This is a genomic window from Spirillospora sp. NPDC127506, from assembly GCF_040302145.1.
GTDB lineage: Bacteria > Actinomycetota > Actinomycetes > Streptosporangiales > Streptosporangiaceae > Spirillospora.
Genome location: NZ_JBEORG010000001.1, coordinates 120,150 through 134,984, shown reverse-complemented (window position 1 = coordinate 134,984; position 14,835 = coordinate 120,150). Strand labels below are relative to the sequence as shown.

The following is a 14,835-nucleotide window of genomic DNA, read 5'->3' as shown; positions in this document are numbered from 1 at the left end:
CCGTGCGAAGGTTCCTGCCGCGCCGCCGCATCGGGACCCCCGCGCCGGTCCCGGTCAGCCCGCTCGCCCTGCTGATGGGGCGGGACGAGGTGGTCATGGCGCGGCATCGCGGGCGGCGGCTCGTCCGCGGCCGGCGGGTGCTGGTCACCGGGGCGTGCGGGACGGTCGGCCGCGCCCTCTGCCACCAGGTCGGGCGGCTCGAACCGGCCGCGCTGACCCTGCTCGACCGGGACGGCGACGGCCTCGCCCGGCTGAGCGGCGAGCTGGCCGACGCCATCCCGGCCCGGGCCGACGTGCGCGACGAGCGGCGCGTCGGCGAGGTCATCGAGGCGGCCCGCCCCGACCTGCTGTTCCACACGGCGGGCCGCAACGAGCTGGCGGACGTCGAACGCGACCCGTGCCGGGGCGTCGCGCACAACGTCCTCGGCACCCGGCACGTGATCGACGCGGCGGTGCGGCACGGGGCGGAGCGGGTCGTGTTCGTCTCCTCCGACAAGGCCGCCGACCCGACCTCGGTGTTCGGCGCGACGATGCGGCTCGGGGAGCTGCTGCTGCGGACCGCGACGCCCGGCTCGACGTGCTTCGCCGCCGTCCGCGTCGGCAACGTGATCGGCGAGACCGGGTCGCTGCTGCCGCTGCTCGCGCACCGCATCACCTCCGGCGAGGTCGTCACGATCACCCACCCCGAGGTCGCCCGCCACTTCATGACGGTGCGGGAGGCGGCGGGGCTGCTGATCGAGGCGGCGGCGATGGCGGAGGAGGCGGAGACGTTCGTCCTCGACATGGGCCGGCCCGTCCCGGTCGTCGACCTCGTGCACCGGTACGCCGAGCAGCTGCGGCTGCCGGAGGTGACGATCCGGTTCAGCGGGCTCGGGCCCGGCGAGAAGCTCGCGGAGAAGGCGTTCGCCGACTCCGAGCGCCGGATCCGCACCGCGCACCCGAAGATCTGGGCGACCCGGCCCGCCGCGCCGCCCGCCGGGCTGCCGCAGCTGCTGGACGAGCTGGAGGCGGCGGCCGGGGCGGGCGACGACGAAGCGGTGCGGCTGCTGCTGCGCCGGCTGCTGCCCGAATACCACCCGGTGCGGCGGCCCGACCCCGCCGAGCCCCCGCCGCCCGCGCCGCCCTGCCTCTGCGGCGCGCAGTGCAGCCCCGACCCGCCCGGCCTGTGAGGTGTGCCAGTTGAGTACCACGAGGAAGCTCAGAGTCGCCACGGTGATCACCCGCTTCAACGGCGGGGCCGGGCAGGTCGCGCTGAACGGCGCGCTGGCCCTCCCCGACGGCGGCTACGAGCGCGCGATCGTCACCGGCGGCGTCGGTATGGACAGCACGGCAGCGTCCATCGGAAACAGCGTCCTCTACGGGGACGATGCCGTCGCCAACGCCGCCGCCGGTGACCTCACCCCCCAGGCGCACGCCGCCGGGATGGAGATCGTCCAGGTGGGGCCGCTGGTGCCGCAGATCTCGCCGCGCGACGACCTGGCCGCGCTGCGCACGCTGACCCGCGTGCTCGCGGACGGCCGGTACGACGTCGTCCACACGCACAGCGCGAAGGGCGGCGTGATCGGGCGGATCGCGGCGGCCCGCGCGGGCGTGCCCCGCATCGTGCACACCTGGCACGGGTTCCCGTTCAACGAGTTCCAGTCGTGGCCGCGGCGACGCGTATATATACGTCTCGAACGGATCGCCGCCAAGCGCACCGACGCGTTCCTCGCGATCGGGTCGGAGACGGTCACCACGGCGCTGCGGCTCGGGCTGACCACGCCGGAGCGGGTGCGGCTGTCCTGGCCGGCCGTGGACGTGGACGCCTACGCCGCCGCGCCCGGCTCCCGCGCGCAGGCCCGCCGCCGCCTCGACCTGCCGCTCGGCGTGAAGGTCGTCGGGTCGATCGGGCGGCTGACGTTCCAGAAGGGCCCGGAGATCTTCGTGAAGGCGATCGCCCGGCTGCCGGACGACGTGTTCGGGCTGTGGGTCGGCGGCGGCCCCATGGCGGACGAGCTGGCCGAGCTCACCGAGAAGCTCGGCGTCGCCGAGCGGATGCGCTGGCTCGGGCACCGCGGCGACGTCGCCGACGTGCTGCCCGCGTTCGACGTGATGGCGATGGCGAGCCGGTGGGAGGGGCTGCCGTGCGTGCTGGTCGAGGCGATCGGGGCGGGCGTCCCGCTGGTCGCGACCGCCGTCCCGTCCAACCAGGACCTCGTCCTCGCGGGTGAGACGGGGATGCTGGTCCGGCCGGAGGACCCGGACGGGCTCGCCGCCGCGGTGTCGGCGCTGCTCGACGACCCGGCCGCCGCGGCCCGCATGGCGGAACGCGCCCGCGCGCGGGTCGGCGACTGGTTCTCGCCCGCCCACCTCGGGACCGTCCTGGACGAGGTCTACCGGGGGAGCTCCGCGCGCCCATGACCGCGATCACCGAGGCGCCGCCCGCGCCGCCGCCGCTGACCCGCCGCACCCGGCTGCCGGCGGTCATGATCATCGCGGGCATCGCCTCGCTGCCGATGCTGATGCCGGCCGGGCTGGCGCCCGGACCGGGCAACACCGGCCTGCCCGACCTCGTGCTCGTCGGCGTCACCGCGACGCTGCTGCTGTGGGCGGGCACCCGGCGGCTGCCGATCCGGTGGCCGTTCCTCATCCCGACCCTCATGACGATCATCGCGGGCGGCATCGCGGCCGTGGTCAACGACGCGGGCGGGCTCACCCTCGCCAAGGACCTGTTCGTCCTGCTGTGGGCGGTCGCCATCGCCAACTTCGGGCGCGACGCGTCCCTGCTGCGCCTCGCGCTGCGCGCGTTCGTGTGGATCGGCACGTTCTACGCCGTCGTGATGATCGTCGGTTTCGTGCTGGGCATCGAGGCGCTGTCGGGCAAGCAGGTCGACGGCGAACGCGCGATGTTCACCTTCGGCGACGCCAACTACGCGTCCAACTGGTTCATCTGCGTCTTCTTCATCGCCCGCGCGAGCCGCTTCCCCGAGACGGCCCGGCGGCGCTTCGCGGTCTGCGGCGTGCTGATCGCCGCCGAGCTGCTGACCGGCTCGAACGGCGGGCTGCTCGCGCTGTGCGTCGCGGTCCTGCTCGGCTACCTGTTCCGGCTGTTCCGCGAGGGCAAGGCGCACCACGCCGTCGCCGTCGGCGCGCTCGCCGTGTTCGTCGGCGGCGGCGCCGCCGCGGTCGTCTCTACCGTGAACGTCCAGCCGCTGCTGGACCGGGCCAGCCAGGCGTCGCCGATCCTGCGCGACTCCATCGGCCGGACGACCGGGGAGAGCACCAACTCGCGCAGCACCGTCCTCGCCACCACCATCCAGATGATCGACGACCAGACGCACCCGTGGGGCATCGGGCCGGGCCAGACCGAGAAGCAGATGCTGGTGCGGCAGGAGACCTACGTACGCGAGGCGCACAACGACTACGTGGCGTCCGTGCTCGAACGCGGCTTCCTCGGCGGCGTCGCGCTCATCACGCTGGTGTTCGTCCTGCTGCTGAAGTGCGTGCGGATCGCCCGGCGCGGCGCCCTGACCGCCGAGTACGCGCGGCTCGTCCCGCGGCCCGAGCTGTTCGGCGCGCTCGTCGCCGTCTTCCTCGTCTCCGGGCTGTTCTACGAGACCCTCCACTACCGCCACGGCTGGGCGTTCTTCGGCCTGATCGCCGCCCTCGACTGCTTCGGCCGGGCGGAACACCCCGGCGGCCCCACCCGTGAAAGCGAGGAAGCGCGATGACCGACACGCAGTCCCCCGCCGCCGTCGCGCCCGCACCGGAGTCGCGGCTCCGGCGGCGGCTCGTCGCGCTGGTCGCGGGGAACATGGCGGGACGGATCGGGGCGCTCGGGTCGCTCGGCATCGCGACGATCCTCGTCGCGCGGATCGGCGGGCCGAAGCTCGTCGGCGCGTTCACCCTCGTCCGGATCCTGCCGGGGCTGCTGTGCCAGCTGTCCAGCGCGGGGCTCCCGGGCGCGGCGCCGTTCTTCCTCGCCCGCTCCGACTACGACCAGAGCCGGGTGCGGCCCACGCTCGCCTGGCTCACCGTGATCGGCGCGACGGCCTCCGGGATCGGCTGGCTGGCCCTCAGCCCCCTGTTCTACCTGGTGTTCTTCAAATCGTTCGGGATCTGGGTCACGATCGCCGCCGCCGCGCCGTCCTTCACCCAGGGCTTCGTGTCGGTCGGCAAGGGCCTGCTCCAGGGCACCGACGACCAGCCGGGCGCGAGCCTCGCCATCGCCGTCGAGGAGTTCGTGTTCCTGCCGATCTACCTGGTGATCCTGACCGGCTGGTACGGGCCCGGCGCGCTCATCACCGGGCTCGTGCTCGCCGACGTCGCCGCCGCAGCGTGGATCGCGCGGCGGCTCGCCCGGCGCGGGTTCTTCGCCGGCTGGGGGCGCGCCGACCGGCGGCTCGGCCGCTCCATCGCCGGGTACGGGTTCCGCGGCTACCTCGGCCAGCTCATCGACCTGCTGCAGCTCCGCTTCGACATGGCGCTGCTCGGCGCGCTCGCCGGGCCGAAGGTGCTCGGCGTCTACACGGTCGCCAGCAAGTTCGCCGAGCTGGTGCAGCTGCCGGGGCTCGCGGTCAACTACGTCCTGTACCCCGACTTCGCCAAGGAGGACCGGGAGACGGCGACGAAGCGCACGTCCCGCCTGATCCTGCCCGCGCTGGGCGTGTCGGCGCTGGCCGCGCTGCCGCTCGCGCTCATCGCCGGGACCGCGCTGCCCTGGGTCTTCGGGGACGTGTTCGACGACGCGGTCGTGCCCACCTACATCCGGCTCGCCGGCGTCGTCACGTTCGGGGTGACCGGCCTCGTCATGGCCTACCTGTACGGGGTGGGGCGGCCCGGCGCCGCGTCGACCGGGCAGGGCATCGGCCTCGTGGTGGTCGTCGTCCTCGGCGCGGTCCTGATCCCGACGCACGGCGCGATCGGCGCGGCCGTCGCCACGTCCATCTCCTTCGTCGCCACCACGGCCGCACTGCTGGTGTGGTTCCAGCACGTCAAACACAAGGGGTGACCATGTCCGAGCTCGTGAGCCGTCCCGTCGACACGTCCGACGGCGTCCCCCCGTCGCGGCCCCGCCGCGTGCTGGACATCGCCGGCGCGCTCACCGGGCTACTGCTGCTCAGCGTCCCGCTGCTGCTCATCTACCTGCTGGTGCGGCTGTCCAGCCCCGGCCCCGGCGTGTTCCGGCAGACCCGCGTCGGGCAGGGCGGGCGGCCGTTCACCATGTACAAGTTCCGGACGATGCGGCAGGGCGTCGGCGGCCTCACCGTCACCGCCAACTGCGATCCGCGGCTCACGAAGGTCGGCAAGCTGCTGCGGCAGTGGTCGCTGGACGAGCTGCCGCAGCTGGTGAACGTGCTGCGCGGCCAGATGACCCTCGTCGGGCCGCGCCCGGAGACCTACGACCTGGCCGAGCACTACGCCGAGCACTGCCGCTGGATCTTCGACCACCGCCCCGGCCTGACCGGCGTCTCGGAGGTCCGGTTCCGCGACTTCGACGTCCTCGGGCCCGGTGAGGAGGTCGATCTCGTCAACTACATCGAGCGGATCGTCCCGGCCCGCGTCGCCGTCGACGCCGTCTACCTGCGGGACCCGTCGATGCGCGCCACGTTCGGCGCGCTGTGGGACACGGTGAAGCACATCCTCGGCATCCCGATCCCGCCCCTGCGGATCACCGGCGCGTTCGCGGAACCGCAGGAGAAGCGCACCGAACCCGGCTCCGCGGCCTGACACCGCCCGCCATCGGGGAGACACCATGGACTTCCGGGACGCCCGGTTCAAGCTCTCGGCCGTCGCGACCGCGGTCGTCCTGGTGGCCGGGTTCCTGTTGTTCCTGCAGCACAGGTCGTCCGGATACGAGCCGTACCGCGGGCCGCTGGCCTCGCCGGGCACGCCCGCCGCCGGCAAGACCCGCCGGATCGCGCTGAACACCCAGCCGTCCGACTACCCCCGCCTCCGGGCCCTCGGCTACGACCTGGTGGACGTCAAGGCGGACGCCGCGCTCGTCGCCGGCGTCCCGGCGGGCATGCAGGCGCTCCTGTGGGTCGGCAACTTCACCTGCGGCGACTTCGAACTCGACTGGGACGCGTTCAAGCGGGCCGTCGCCCAGTTCGGACACGACCCGAAGGTCTACGGCTGGTACCTGTCCGACGAGCCGAACACCCGCGACTGCCCGAAGGTCGCGGGCGAGATCCGCCGCCGCGCCGAGTACCTGGAGCAGAACGCGCCCGGCCAGGTCTCGTTCATCTCCCTCACCGACTGGCCGATGAAGCCCCTCACCCCGAAACGCGTCGGGGTCGACCTGATCGGCCTCGACCCGTACCCGTGCAAGGGCTCGTCCAAGGCCCGCGAGAACTGCGACATCGGGGCGATCGACCGGATGGTCCGGATGGCCGACGCCGCCGGCATCCCGCGCACCCGGATCGCGCCCGTCCTGCAGACGTTCGGGCAGAGCTGCTCCAGCGGCGACAAGCAGTACTGGCTGCCGACGGAGACGCAGTTCCGCAAGATCCTCGCCCGCTGGGACCGCCTCACGCCGCGCCCGCCCCTGGAGATCTCCTACTCGTGGGGCCGCCAGGGCCAGTGGGCCTGCCCCACCCTCGCCGACGCGACGGGCGGCGCGCACCCCGACCTGCAGACCCTCATCCGGGCCCGCAACACCCGCGGCTAGTGCCCGCCCGCCTTGTCGGCGATGGCCGGCTGCGAGCCGGACGGCACCGGGAAGTCGAACGACCCCACTTTGACGGCCACGACTTCCAGCACCCCGACGACCAGAACGAACGCGACGGCCAACAGGCCGACCTTCTTGCGGTCCAAGCCCCGCACCCCTTCAACCCCCAGAAAACCCAGGTCGAACCTAACACACCATGATCCACCCAATCCCACCCCGTAACCCTCCCGTTACCCCCAAGCCCGGACGTCCACGGCCTGAGCCGCAGCGCCACCAACCCGAGCCCGCACGATCAGGGGTTCCCAGGGGGTCGCCCCCTGGGTCAACACTCCCCCTGGGCAAACTCAGCTCACCCTTCTACTGGTCAGGTTGGCGGCTCTTGCGTTCAGGCATTCGCCGGTGGCCAGGTCGAAGGCGAAGTTGTGGGCGAGGCAGTGGATCTGGCCGTCGCGGACGACGGCGCCTACGGAGAGGTCTTCGCCGGCGTGCGGGCAGTAGCGGGGGATGTCGTAGCGGGCGCCGTCGCAGGCGACGGTGATGCGCTCGGACTCGTCGCGGCCGGTCTCGTACTCCTCGACGGCTTGGAGGGCGGGCGCGTTGGCGTGTTTGAGGAGGCCGACCAGGTAGTCGTTGTAGACGTCGGGGTCGCGGTAGAGGCTGAGGCGGAAGGAGATGAGGAGGTCCTCCCAGGCCATGCGGCCGGTGAGGACGGTGTCCAGCCAGCGGCCGGCGGTGGTGATCCGGTAGTGCGGGCGGACGTCCGGGGAGGCGGTCGAGACGGTGGCGCCGCCGGGGGCGAAGTCGACGTCCCAGACGCCGCCGTTGGGGCCGGTGATCTCGAACCGGACGATCATGGCGATGTGCCGGTTGAAGTAGTCGCTCAGGCCGCCGAGGTGGGTGAAGTGGGCTTTGAAGCGGTCGAACAGGTCCGGGCCCGGTTCCGGGTAGCCGGCGAGGACGCCGGCGATGGCCTCCGCGCGGTCGGCGGCGTAGCGGTCGAGGTAGGCGCCGGCGTCGGCGAAGGAGAACTCCGCGGAGACCGGGTCGCGGGTGATGTCGCCGGTGTCGAGGTCGACGGCGTCGCCGGGCAGGAAGTAGTCCCAGCGCTGCTTGGGCAGGTGCTCGCGCAGCCACGCGGTGGAGACCTCCGGGTCGCAGAACGCGCCGTCCCGCTGGTCGAGGACCCAGTTGAGGTGGGAGACCTCGGCGTCGAGGAAGCAGGGCGGGCCCGCGAAGGGGACGGCCAGCTCCGGTTCGGTCTGCCGGACGAGGCGCTGCGCGGCGCGGAGCTTGGAGATCCGCTTGGCCATGGAGACCTTCGCCATCTCCTCGGGAGGGTACTCGTAGCAGATGGGGTGCCAGGACGCGCCGGAGGTCTGCAGGGCCATCAGGTCGAGCCGGCCGCCCGCGAGGTGCTTGGCGCGGCGGGCCTGCGCGGCGGTGAGCCGGGCGTCGTTGCAATGCAGGATGCCGCGGCCGTCCGCCACGATGAGAAAGGCGGCATCGTGGCACATTGGCGACAGTTCTGGAATCACGGTGATCCAGGACCCGCGATTGTCAAGAGGGAATTTCCCCCAGGGTTCGATCTCTATTACCTGGCGGCCGCCGGCGGCGGCCGTGATGCGTTCCCGGAAGGCGGGTCCGGGATAACGCGGAATGAGGATCCGGGTCCGCGCCGGAAGGCGCTCCAGGACCCACGGGTCGAAATGATCTAGATGCTCGTGCGAGACGGCGACCCAGTCGGCGTCGAGGATCGGGGCGAGATCCAGGTGATCGTTTCTCGGATACTGGTGCCAGGCTCCGAGAAAGGCCCCCGTTGGAGCGAGCCACGGGTCCGCGAGCAGGTGGAACGCGGTCGCGTCCACCGCCACCCCCGCATGTCCGAGAAATGTGACCGTCGGCATGGGGATACTGTCCCGCGCGCCGCCCGGGGGCGCACCCGCCGGAATGCGCAAAGCGGCTACGCCACCGGCATGAATGAAATGTCTCAGGGCAGAACTGACATTGGCTGAGACGCTTCGACAAAGAAGGAAGTTTACGCTCGCCTTCGGCATGTCCACTTCTGGTCAGGCACGGGTCTGTTGCGGCCAATTGACTGGACATCCGCCGGGAGGCGGGGTGACGGTCTATAGGGTGCTGGAATAGTGGACGGGGGGTCTCCATGAACAACGGGCGGGCTCGGTCCTCCCCGGCGGAAGCCGCCGCGGGCGCGGGGACGCTCGCGGGCGCGCGCGACGGCGGGCGGGACCGGCCGGCGGCGTCCGGGCGGGGGGAGCAGGTGCTGTGGCGGCGCCGGCTCCGCCATGACATCCGGCACGAACTGGGCACGATCATCATGCTGGCCTCGGCCGTCGTCGTCGCCGACGACGTCGGCGACACCAGCCGGGCCCGCATCGACCAGCTGCTCGGCGAGACCCGGTGGCTCGACCACCTGCTGCGCCGGCTCGACGAGGACGACGACGGCGCCGGCCGCCCGCTGCCCGGCCCCGAGCGGCTCCGGGTGGACGAGCTGACCGCCGAGGTCGTCACCGGCATGCGGCTCGCCACCGCGCACGAGGTGTGCTTCACCGGGTGCGAGGCGTGGGCCCACATGGACCCGGTGGCGCTGTGGCGCGCGGTCCGCAACGTCCTCGACAACGCGTGCCGCGTGGCGGCGGGGCGCGTGGACGTGCGCGTCGACGCCGACCAGGGCTGGATCGCCATCCAGGTCGACGACGACGGCCCCGGCTTCGGGGCCGGGTGGGGCGCGCACCCGGGCCGCCCGGGGCACGGCCCGGCGCGGCCGGGCCTCGCGTCGCTCGGGCTCGGCATCGTGCACGACCTCATCTCCGGCTACGGCGGCAGCCTGGAGATCCGCACCTGCGAGATGGGCGGGGCACGCGTCCGGATGCTGCTGCCGGCGGCCCCGCCGCCGGACACGGTCGCGTCGCGGAGCGGCGCCGACGCGTTCGCCGACGACTGGCGGCCCCATCCATGAGAGTGGTCATCTGCGACGACCACGCGGTCTTCGCCGAGTCGCTGTCGCTGGTGCTGGCGGACGCCGGGCACAGCGTCGTCGGGGTGGTCTACTCCCCGGCCGACGCGCTGCCGGTGCTGCGGGCCAGGCAGCCCGACGTCTGCCTGATCGACCTGCAGTTCTCGTCCGGCACCGCGCTCGACTGGATGCCGCGGCTGCGCGCCTCGGCCGCGCACACCAAGTTCGTCGTGCTGACCGGCTTCCTGGAGCAGCCGGTGCTGGAGGCGGGCGTCGCGGCGGGCGTGCGGGGGTTCGCGCACAAGGGGCAGCAGGCCGGCGACATCCTCGCCGTGCTGCGCCGCGTCGCCGACGGCGAGGTCGTCGCCGGCCCGCCGGCGCCGCGCGGCGGCGCCCGGCCGCGCAGCCGCGCGCAGAAGATCGCGCAGTTCCTCACGCCGCGCGAGCGGGAGGTGCTGACGCGGCTGGCGCGCGGCGAGTCCACGCAGGCGCTCGCCAAGGCGATGGGGGTCACCCGCAGCACGGCGCGCAGCCACGTGCAGAGCGTCCTGTCCAAACTGGGCGTGCACTCGCAGCGGGAGGCGGTGATCGAGGCGGCCCGGCACGGGCTGGTCAGCGTCGAGACCGGGGAGTGGCTCGCCGGCTGACGGGCGAAACCGCGTGCGGGACGGCCGAATCCGGACCTTTCAGGGTTCCGCCGGGACGCGTTAGCGTCTGCCTCGGAGAGGAGGTTCCCCATGCCTCAACGGCGAGGCGCGTCACCCGTCTCCGACGCCGGGGCCCTCGGCCGCGCGGACACCTACGCCCGCGGGGTCCCCTACGACCGGTTCGAACGGCTCCGGTCGCGGACGCCGGTGGTGTGGCTGGACGGCGGCGGGGCCGAGCGGTCCGGCGCGTGGGCCGTGCTGCGCTATTGCGACGTCCACCACGCCCTCGTGAACCCCGGGCTGTTCGCGCCGCAGCCGGACGGCGCGCCGCACGGCCCGGCGAGCGGCGACGCCCCGCCGCCGCCCGGAGACGCGGCCCTCATCGACATGGATCCGCCCGCGCGGGCCATGCTCGCCCGCATCCCGTCCGGCGACACGGTCGACTTCGTCGGGGAGGTCGCGAACGACCTGCCCGAGACGGTGCGGAACGCCCTCGCCGGAGGGCTGTACGCGCTGCTGCGCCACCCCGCCGAGTACGTCCGGCTGCGCGAGGAGCAGGCCGACGACAGGCTGCTCGACAGCGCCGTGGAGGAGATGCTGCGCTGGTGGACGCCGGTGCTCCAGGTGCGGCGGACCGTGCAGCGCGCGACGACCGTGGGCGGCGTGCCGCTGCTGGCCGGGGAGCAGGTGATGCTGTCGCTCATCTCGGCGAACCACGACGACGAGGTGTTCCCCGACCCCGGCCGGTTCCGCCCGGACCGCTTCCTCCGGGCCGCCCGGCCGCACCTGTGCTTCGGGTACGGGTACCGCGCGTGCCTCGGCGCCCGGCTGGCCCGCGTGCACCTGCGCGCCATGCTGGCCGCGCTGCTCGAACGGCCGGGCCTGCCGCAGCCGGCGGGCGAGCCGGTGCCGCTGCGCTCCAGCGTCCGGCGGGGCTTCGCCCACCTCCCCGTCCGCTGGACCGGCTGACCGCCCGGCGTACCCCGCGCGGAGTACGGGCGCGCACTCCCCGAGGCCGACGTGGAGCCGGCCCCCGATGACCTACCGTGCAGGCATGAGCACCTCACCGCCGCCCGGTCCGGGCCGGGCGCACTGGCCGCGGCCCGGCACGTGGCCGGTGTGGGTCGTCCCGGCCCTGGTGGCGTTCGTCCAGGTCGTCGGGTCGCTGGGCGCGCAGCGCGACCGGACGGGGGCGAACGGGTCGTCCGGCGGCCCGCCGTGGGAGCACGGGGGCGGCGGCCCCGGCGGCATGGGGCACACCGACCTCGACGCGCTCGGCTTCGCGCTGCTGCTCGGCGGGCCGGCGCTCCTGCTGCTGCGGCGCCGGCACCCGGTGTTCACGGTGTGCGCGGTCGCCGCGGTGACGGCGCTGTACTTCCTGCGCGCCTACACCTACGGGCCGGCGCCGCTCGCGCTGGTCGTCGCGATGATGGCGGCGATCGTGTCCGGGCACCGGCTGGTCACCTGGGCCGGGGCGGGCCTCGGGCTGGCGGCGTTCTTCTCCCTCACCGCGCTGATCGGCGTCCCGGCCGCCGAGCGCGGGCAGGACGGGCTGTTCCCGGTGGAGGAGCCGACGCCCGGCGGGTCGAGCTTCGTCGTCGGCTGGGCGCTGGTGGTGCTGGTCAGCTCGGAGCTCGTCCGGATGCGGGCGCAGCGGGCCGCCGAGAGCGCGCGGGTCCGGGCCGAGGAGGAGCGCCGCCAGGCCAGCGAGGAGCGGCTGCGGATGGCCCGCGAGCTGCACGACGTCCTCGCGCACAACATCTCGATGATCAACGTGCAGGCGGGGGTCGCGCTGCACCTCATCGACCAGAACCCCGAGCAGGCGCGGACGGCGCTCGCGGCCATCAAGGACGCGAGCAAGGAGGCGCTCACCGAGATGCGCGGGGTGATCGGCGCGCTGCGGTCGCAGGGCGAGACCGCGCCGCGCGCCCCGACCGCCGGGCTCGACCGGCTGGACGAGCTGCTGGACCGGGCGCGCGCCGCCGGGCTCGCGGTCGAGGCCGAGATCACCGGGGAGCGGCGGCCGCTGCACGCGGGCACCGACCTCGCCGCGTTCCGGATCGTCCAGGAGTCGCTGACGAACGTGACCCGCCATGCCGGTCCGGGGCCGGTGACCGCGCGGGTCGCCATCGCCTACGGTGAGCACGAGGTCGTGGTGCGGGTCGAGGACGACGGCCGGGGCGCGCCCCTGCTGGACGACCGGCCGGGCGGCAGCGGCATCCGCGGCATGCGCGAGCGGGCCGCCGCGCTCGGCGGGACGTTCGACGCCGGGCCGCGCCCGGGCGGCGGGTTCCGGGTGCGGGCCGCGCTTCCCCTGGACGAGGACGGCGAGGACGTGAGGGGCGCACAGTGATCAAGGTGGTGCTGGCGGACGACCAGGTGCTCGTCCGGGCGGGGTTCCGGGCGCTGCTGGACGCGCAGTCCGACATCGAGGTGGTCGGGGAGGCGAGCGACGGCGAGGAGGCGGTGGCGCAGGCGCGCCGGCTGCGCCCCGACGTCATCCTGATGGACATCCGCATGCCGGGCCTGGACGGCCTCGCCGCGACCCGCCGGATCGCGTCCGACGAGCGGCTCGACGGCGTGAAGATCGTCATCCTGACCACGTTCGAGCTGGACGAGTACGTGTTCGAGGCGCTGCGCGGCGGCGCGAGCGGGTTCCTGGTGAAGGACACCGAGCCGGTGGAGCTGCTGCACGCCGTCCGGGCGGTCGCGGACGGCGACGCGCTGCTGTCCCCGAGCGTGACCCGGCGGCTGATCGCCGAGTTCGCCGCGCGGGCCAAGGAGCCGGCGCCCTCGCCGCGGCTGAACGCCCTGACCGACCGGGAGCGCGAGGTCATGGCGCTCGTCGGGGAGGGCCTGTCGAACGAGGAGATCGCGGCCCGCCTCGTGGTCAGCCCGGCCACCGCGAAGACGCACGTCAGCCGCACGATGGTGAAGCTCGGCGCCCGCGACCGGGCGCAACTGGTGGTTTTCGCCTACGAGTCGGGCCTTGTCAAACCGGGCTGGCTGCCCTAGACGAAGCCGGTGCTGCCGTCCGCGGGGTCATGACAGACTGGACGGGACACGCCATCGACGTTGGGAGTCCGGTGCCGAACGACACGAGGATTCTGGCCGTCGACGACCGCGAGGAGAACCTGACCGCTCTGGCGGCCGTGCTCGATGCGCTGCCGGTGGAGGTCGTGCCGGTCACGTCCGGGGCGGCGGCGCTGAAGGAGCTGCTGAACAACGACTTCGCGCTGATCCTGCTCGACGTCGTGATGCCGGAGATGGACGGTTTCGAGACCGCCGAGCACATCAAGTCCAGGTCGCGCACCCGGGACATCCCGATCATCTTCCTCACCGCCGGCGGCGGCGCGGGCGAGCAGGCGTACCGGGGGTACGCGGCCGGCGCCGTCGACTACCTCACCAAGCCGTTCGACCCGTGGCTGCTGCGCGCGAAGGTGTCGGTGTTCGTCGACCTGCACCGCCGCAACCTGGAGCTGAAGCGGCAGGCGAGGCTGCTGCGCAGCACCCTCGGCGGGGACGACGCCGGCGGCGCCCTGGCGGGCTGCGAACGGCTGCTCGCGGCCCTCGACGAGCGGCTGTCCAAGGTGGAGGACGACGTCGCGCGGCTGCGGTCCGGGGAGCCGGCCGACGCCCTCGCCGAGCACGTCGGCGCGCTCCGCCTCGCGCTGGACGCCTTCTCCGCCGGCTCCTGAGCCGGCCCGTTTCGGGACCTTCGGCCCCCGCGGCCCGGGATCTATGGCCCGTGACCATCACACTCGGTAGTTGATACTAGTTGACCTTGCCGGTCGTTATTGACATCGAGTTCAAAAGACTTCGCAGGTCAGCGCCAGATTCTTTACCTCGCGACTCCGTGATCCGGTTTGTCGCAAGTAAGTACTTGGTAGTAACTTGCACTCACCGTCACGAGATCGGCCGGTATCACCGTGTCCGTCCGGACCCCTAGACCCCCAGGAGCAACCCCCATGTCCGACTCCCCCGGTCCCGCCGTCGGCCGCGTCCGCTGGAAGCGGTTCGCGGCCATCGCAGCCCCCGCCGCGCTCGGCGCCGGCGCCCTGATGTTCATGACCGCGCAGGGCGCGATCGCCTCCTCCTTCGCCGTGTCCGGCAGCAGCTTCAAGGTCAGCGCCGACTCCCTCACCGGGACGGGCTTCGTCCAGTACGGCGGGGTCGACGCCGGCAAGGGCGGGGAGAAGCACCCGGTGCAGATCTCCGGCATCAAGTCCGCGCAGATCCGCAACATGTGCCAGTCGGTGAAGGTCGGCCCGTTCACGCTGCGGCTGACCGCCGGGACGGGCGCCAAGCCGGTCCAGGCCACCGACCTCGTACTGGACGTGGAGCAGCTGAACGCCGACGCCGAGTTCTCCAACATCGAGATCGGCCGGGACGCCAGCACCCTGGACAAGGGCCCGCGCGGCGCCCAGGGGCCCGCGGGGATGTTCGGCCAGCAGGCGTCCAAGATCGAGCTGCGCAACGTGCGGCAGGTCGCGTGGGCGACCACCGCGGGCACCTTCAAGCTGAGCGACCTCAGCATGAAGCTCGGCGCCGAGTGCTTCTGAGCC

General features: G+C 73.3%; 15 protein-coding genes. 13 read left to right on the top strand and 2 right to left on the bottom strand.

The window, feature by feature from the left end; all coding sequences use genetic code 11:
* Nucleotides 1–2 precede the first annotated feature (2 nt).
* Genes ABTW95_RS00565 through ABTW95_RS00540 form a run of 6 tightly spaced genes read left to right on the top strand, consistent with a single transcriptional unit; the run spans nucleotide 3 to nucleotide 6,649 of the window.
* Nucleotides 3–1,169 carry an SDR family NAD(P)-dependent oxidoreductase gene (locus tag ABTW95_RS00565; RefSeq protein ID WP_500223396.1) on the top strand — a complete coding sequence of 389 codons (1,167 nt, stop codon included), beginning with the start codon at nucleotides 3–5 and terminating at the stop codon, nucleotides 1,167–1,169.
* A 10-nt stretch (nucleotides 1,170–1,179) separates the two neighbouring features.
* The gene (locus ABTW95_RS00560; protein WP_396454225.1) at nucleotides 1,180–2,400 is read left to right on the top strand and encodes a glycosyltransferase; all 1,221 of its coding nucleotides are present in this window, start codon (nucleotides 1,180–1,182) and stop codon (nucleotides 2,398–2,400) included.
* Nucleotides 2,397–3,710: an O-antigen ligase family protein gene (locus tag ABTW95_RS00555; RefSeq protein WP_500223395.1), complete on the top strand. Its 1,314-nt coding sequence runs from the start codon at nucleotides 2,397–2,399 to the stop codon at nucleotides 3,708–3,710. The genes ABTW95_RS00560 and ABTW95_RS00555 overlap by 4 nt, the downstream gene beginning before the upstream one ends.
* Entirely contained in the window at nucleotides 3,707–4,990 is a 1,284-nt protein-coding gene (locus ABTW95_RS00550; protein WP_500223393.1) for a lipopolysaccharide biosynthesis protein, read from the top strand. The genes ABTW95_RS00555 and ABTW95_RS00550 overlap by 4 nt, the downstream gene beginning before the upstream one ends.
* A 2-nt stretch (nucleotides 4,991–4,992) precedes the next feature.
* Nucleotides 4,993–5,709, top strand: coding sequence for a sugar transferase (locus ABTW95_RS00545; protein ID WP_396447801.1), 717 nt, complete (start codon nucleotides 4,993–4,995; stop codon nucleotides 5,707–5,709).
* A 25-nt stretch (nucleotides 5,710–5,734) separates the two neighbouring features.
* A complete protein-coding gene (locus ABTW95_RS00540) occupies nucleotides 5,735–6,649 on the top strand; it encodes a hypothetical protein (protein ID WP_500223391.1) in 915 nt (304 codons plus the stop codon).
* Here the strand turns inward: ABTW95_RS00540 and ABTW95_RS00535 are convergent.
* Both ABTW95_RS00535 and ABTW95_RS00530 read right to left on the bottom strand, forming a co-directional pair.
* Complete coding sequence (locus ABTW95_RS00535; protein ID WP_396447799.1) at nucleotides 6,646–6,795, bottom strand: hypothetical protein; 150 nt, start codon at nucleotides 6,793–6,795, stop codon at nucleotides 6,646–6,648. The genes ABTW95_RS00540 and ABTW95_RS00535 overlap by 4 nt on opposite strands.
* Nucleotides 6,796–6,993: 198 nt before the next feature.
* The gene (locus ABTW95_RS00530) at nucleotides 6,994–8,136 is read right to left on the bottom strand and encodes a Rieske (2Fe-2S) protein (RefSeq protein ID WP_396454228.1); all 1,143 of its coding nucleotides are present in this window, start codon (nucleotides 8,134–8,136) and stop codon (nucleotides 6,994–6,996) included.
* A gap of 674 nt (nucleotides 8,137–8,810) precedes the next feature.
* On the opposite strand from ABTW95_RS00530, the gene ABTW95_RS00525 reads away from it, so the two are divergent.
* The 7 genes from ABTW95_RS00525 to ABTW95_RS00495 all read left to right on the top strand — a co-directional run bounded on the left by ABTW95_RS00525 (nucleotide 8,811) and on the right by ABTW95_RS00495 (nucleotide 14,832).
* Nucleotides 8,811–9,626 carry a sensor histidine kinase gene (locus ABTW95_RS00525; RefSeq protein ID WP_500223389.1) on the top strand — a complete coding sequence of 272 codons (816 nt, stop codon included), beginning with the start codon at nucleotides 8,811–8,813 and terminating at the stop codon, nucleotides 9,624–9,626.
* On the top strand, nucleotides 9,623–10,270 hold the full coding sequence (locus ABTW95_RS00520) for a response regulator transcription factor (RefSeq protein ID WP_500223387.1): 648 nt from the start codon (nucleotides 9,623–9,625) through the stop codon (nucleotides 10,268–10,270). Before ABTW95_RS00525 ends, ABTW95_RS00520 begins: the two co-directional genes overlap by 4 nt.
* Nucleotides 10,271–10,360: 90 nt before the next feature.
* A complete protein-coding gene (locus ABTW95_RS00515) occupies nucleotides 10,361–11,239 on the top strand; it encodes a cytochrome P450 (protein WP_500223385.1) in 879 nt (292 codons plus the stop codon).
* Nucleotides 11,240–11,324: 85 nt separating this feature from the next.
* Entirely contained in the window at nucleotides 11,325–12,623 is a 1,299-nt protein-coding gene (locus ABTW95_RS00510) for a sensor histidine kinase (RefSeq protein WP_500223383.1), read from the top strand.
* Nucleotides 12,620–13,285 carry a response regulator transcription factor gene (locus ABTW95_RS00505; protein ID WP_396447793.1) on the top strand — a complete coding sequence of 222 codons (666 nt, stop codon included), beginning with the start codon at nucleotides 12,620–12,622 and terminating at the stop codon, nucleotides 13,283–13,285. The genes ABTW95_RS00510 and ABTW95_RS00505 overlap by 4 nt, the downstream gene beginning before the upstream one ends.
* A 71-nt stretch (nucleotides 13,286–13,356) precedes the next feature.
* Nucleotides 13,357–13,968, top strand: a complete 612-nt coding sequence (locus tag ABTW95_RS00500; RefSeq protein ID WP_396447792.1) for a response regulator — start codon at nucleotides 13,357–13,359, stop codon at nucleotides 13,966–13,968.
* Between the two features lie 270 nt (nucleotides 13,969–14,238).
* Nucleotides 14,239–14,832, top strand: coding sequence for a DUF6230 family protein (locus ABTW95_RS00495; RefSeq protein WP_500223381.1), 594 nt, complete (start codon nucleotides 14,239–14,241; stop codon nucleotides 14,830–14,832).
* Nucleotides 14,833–14,835: the final 3 nt, after the last annotated feature.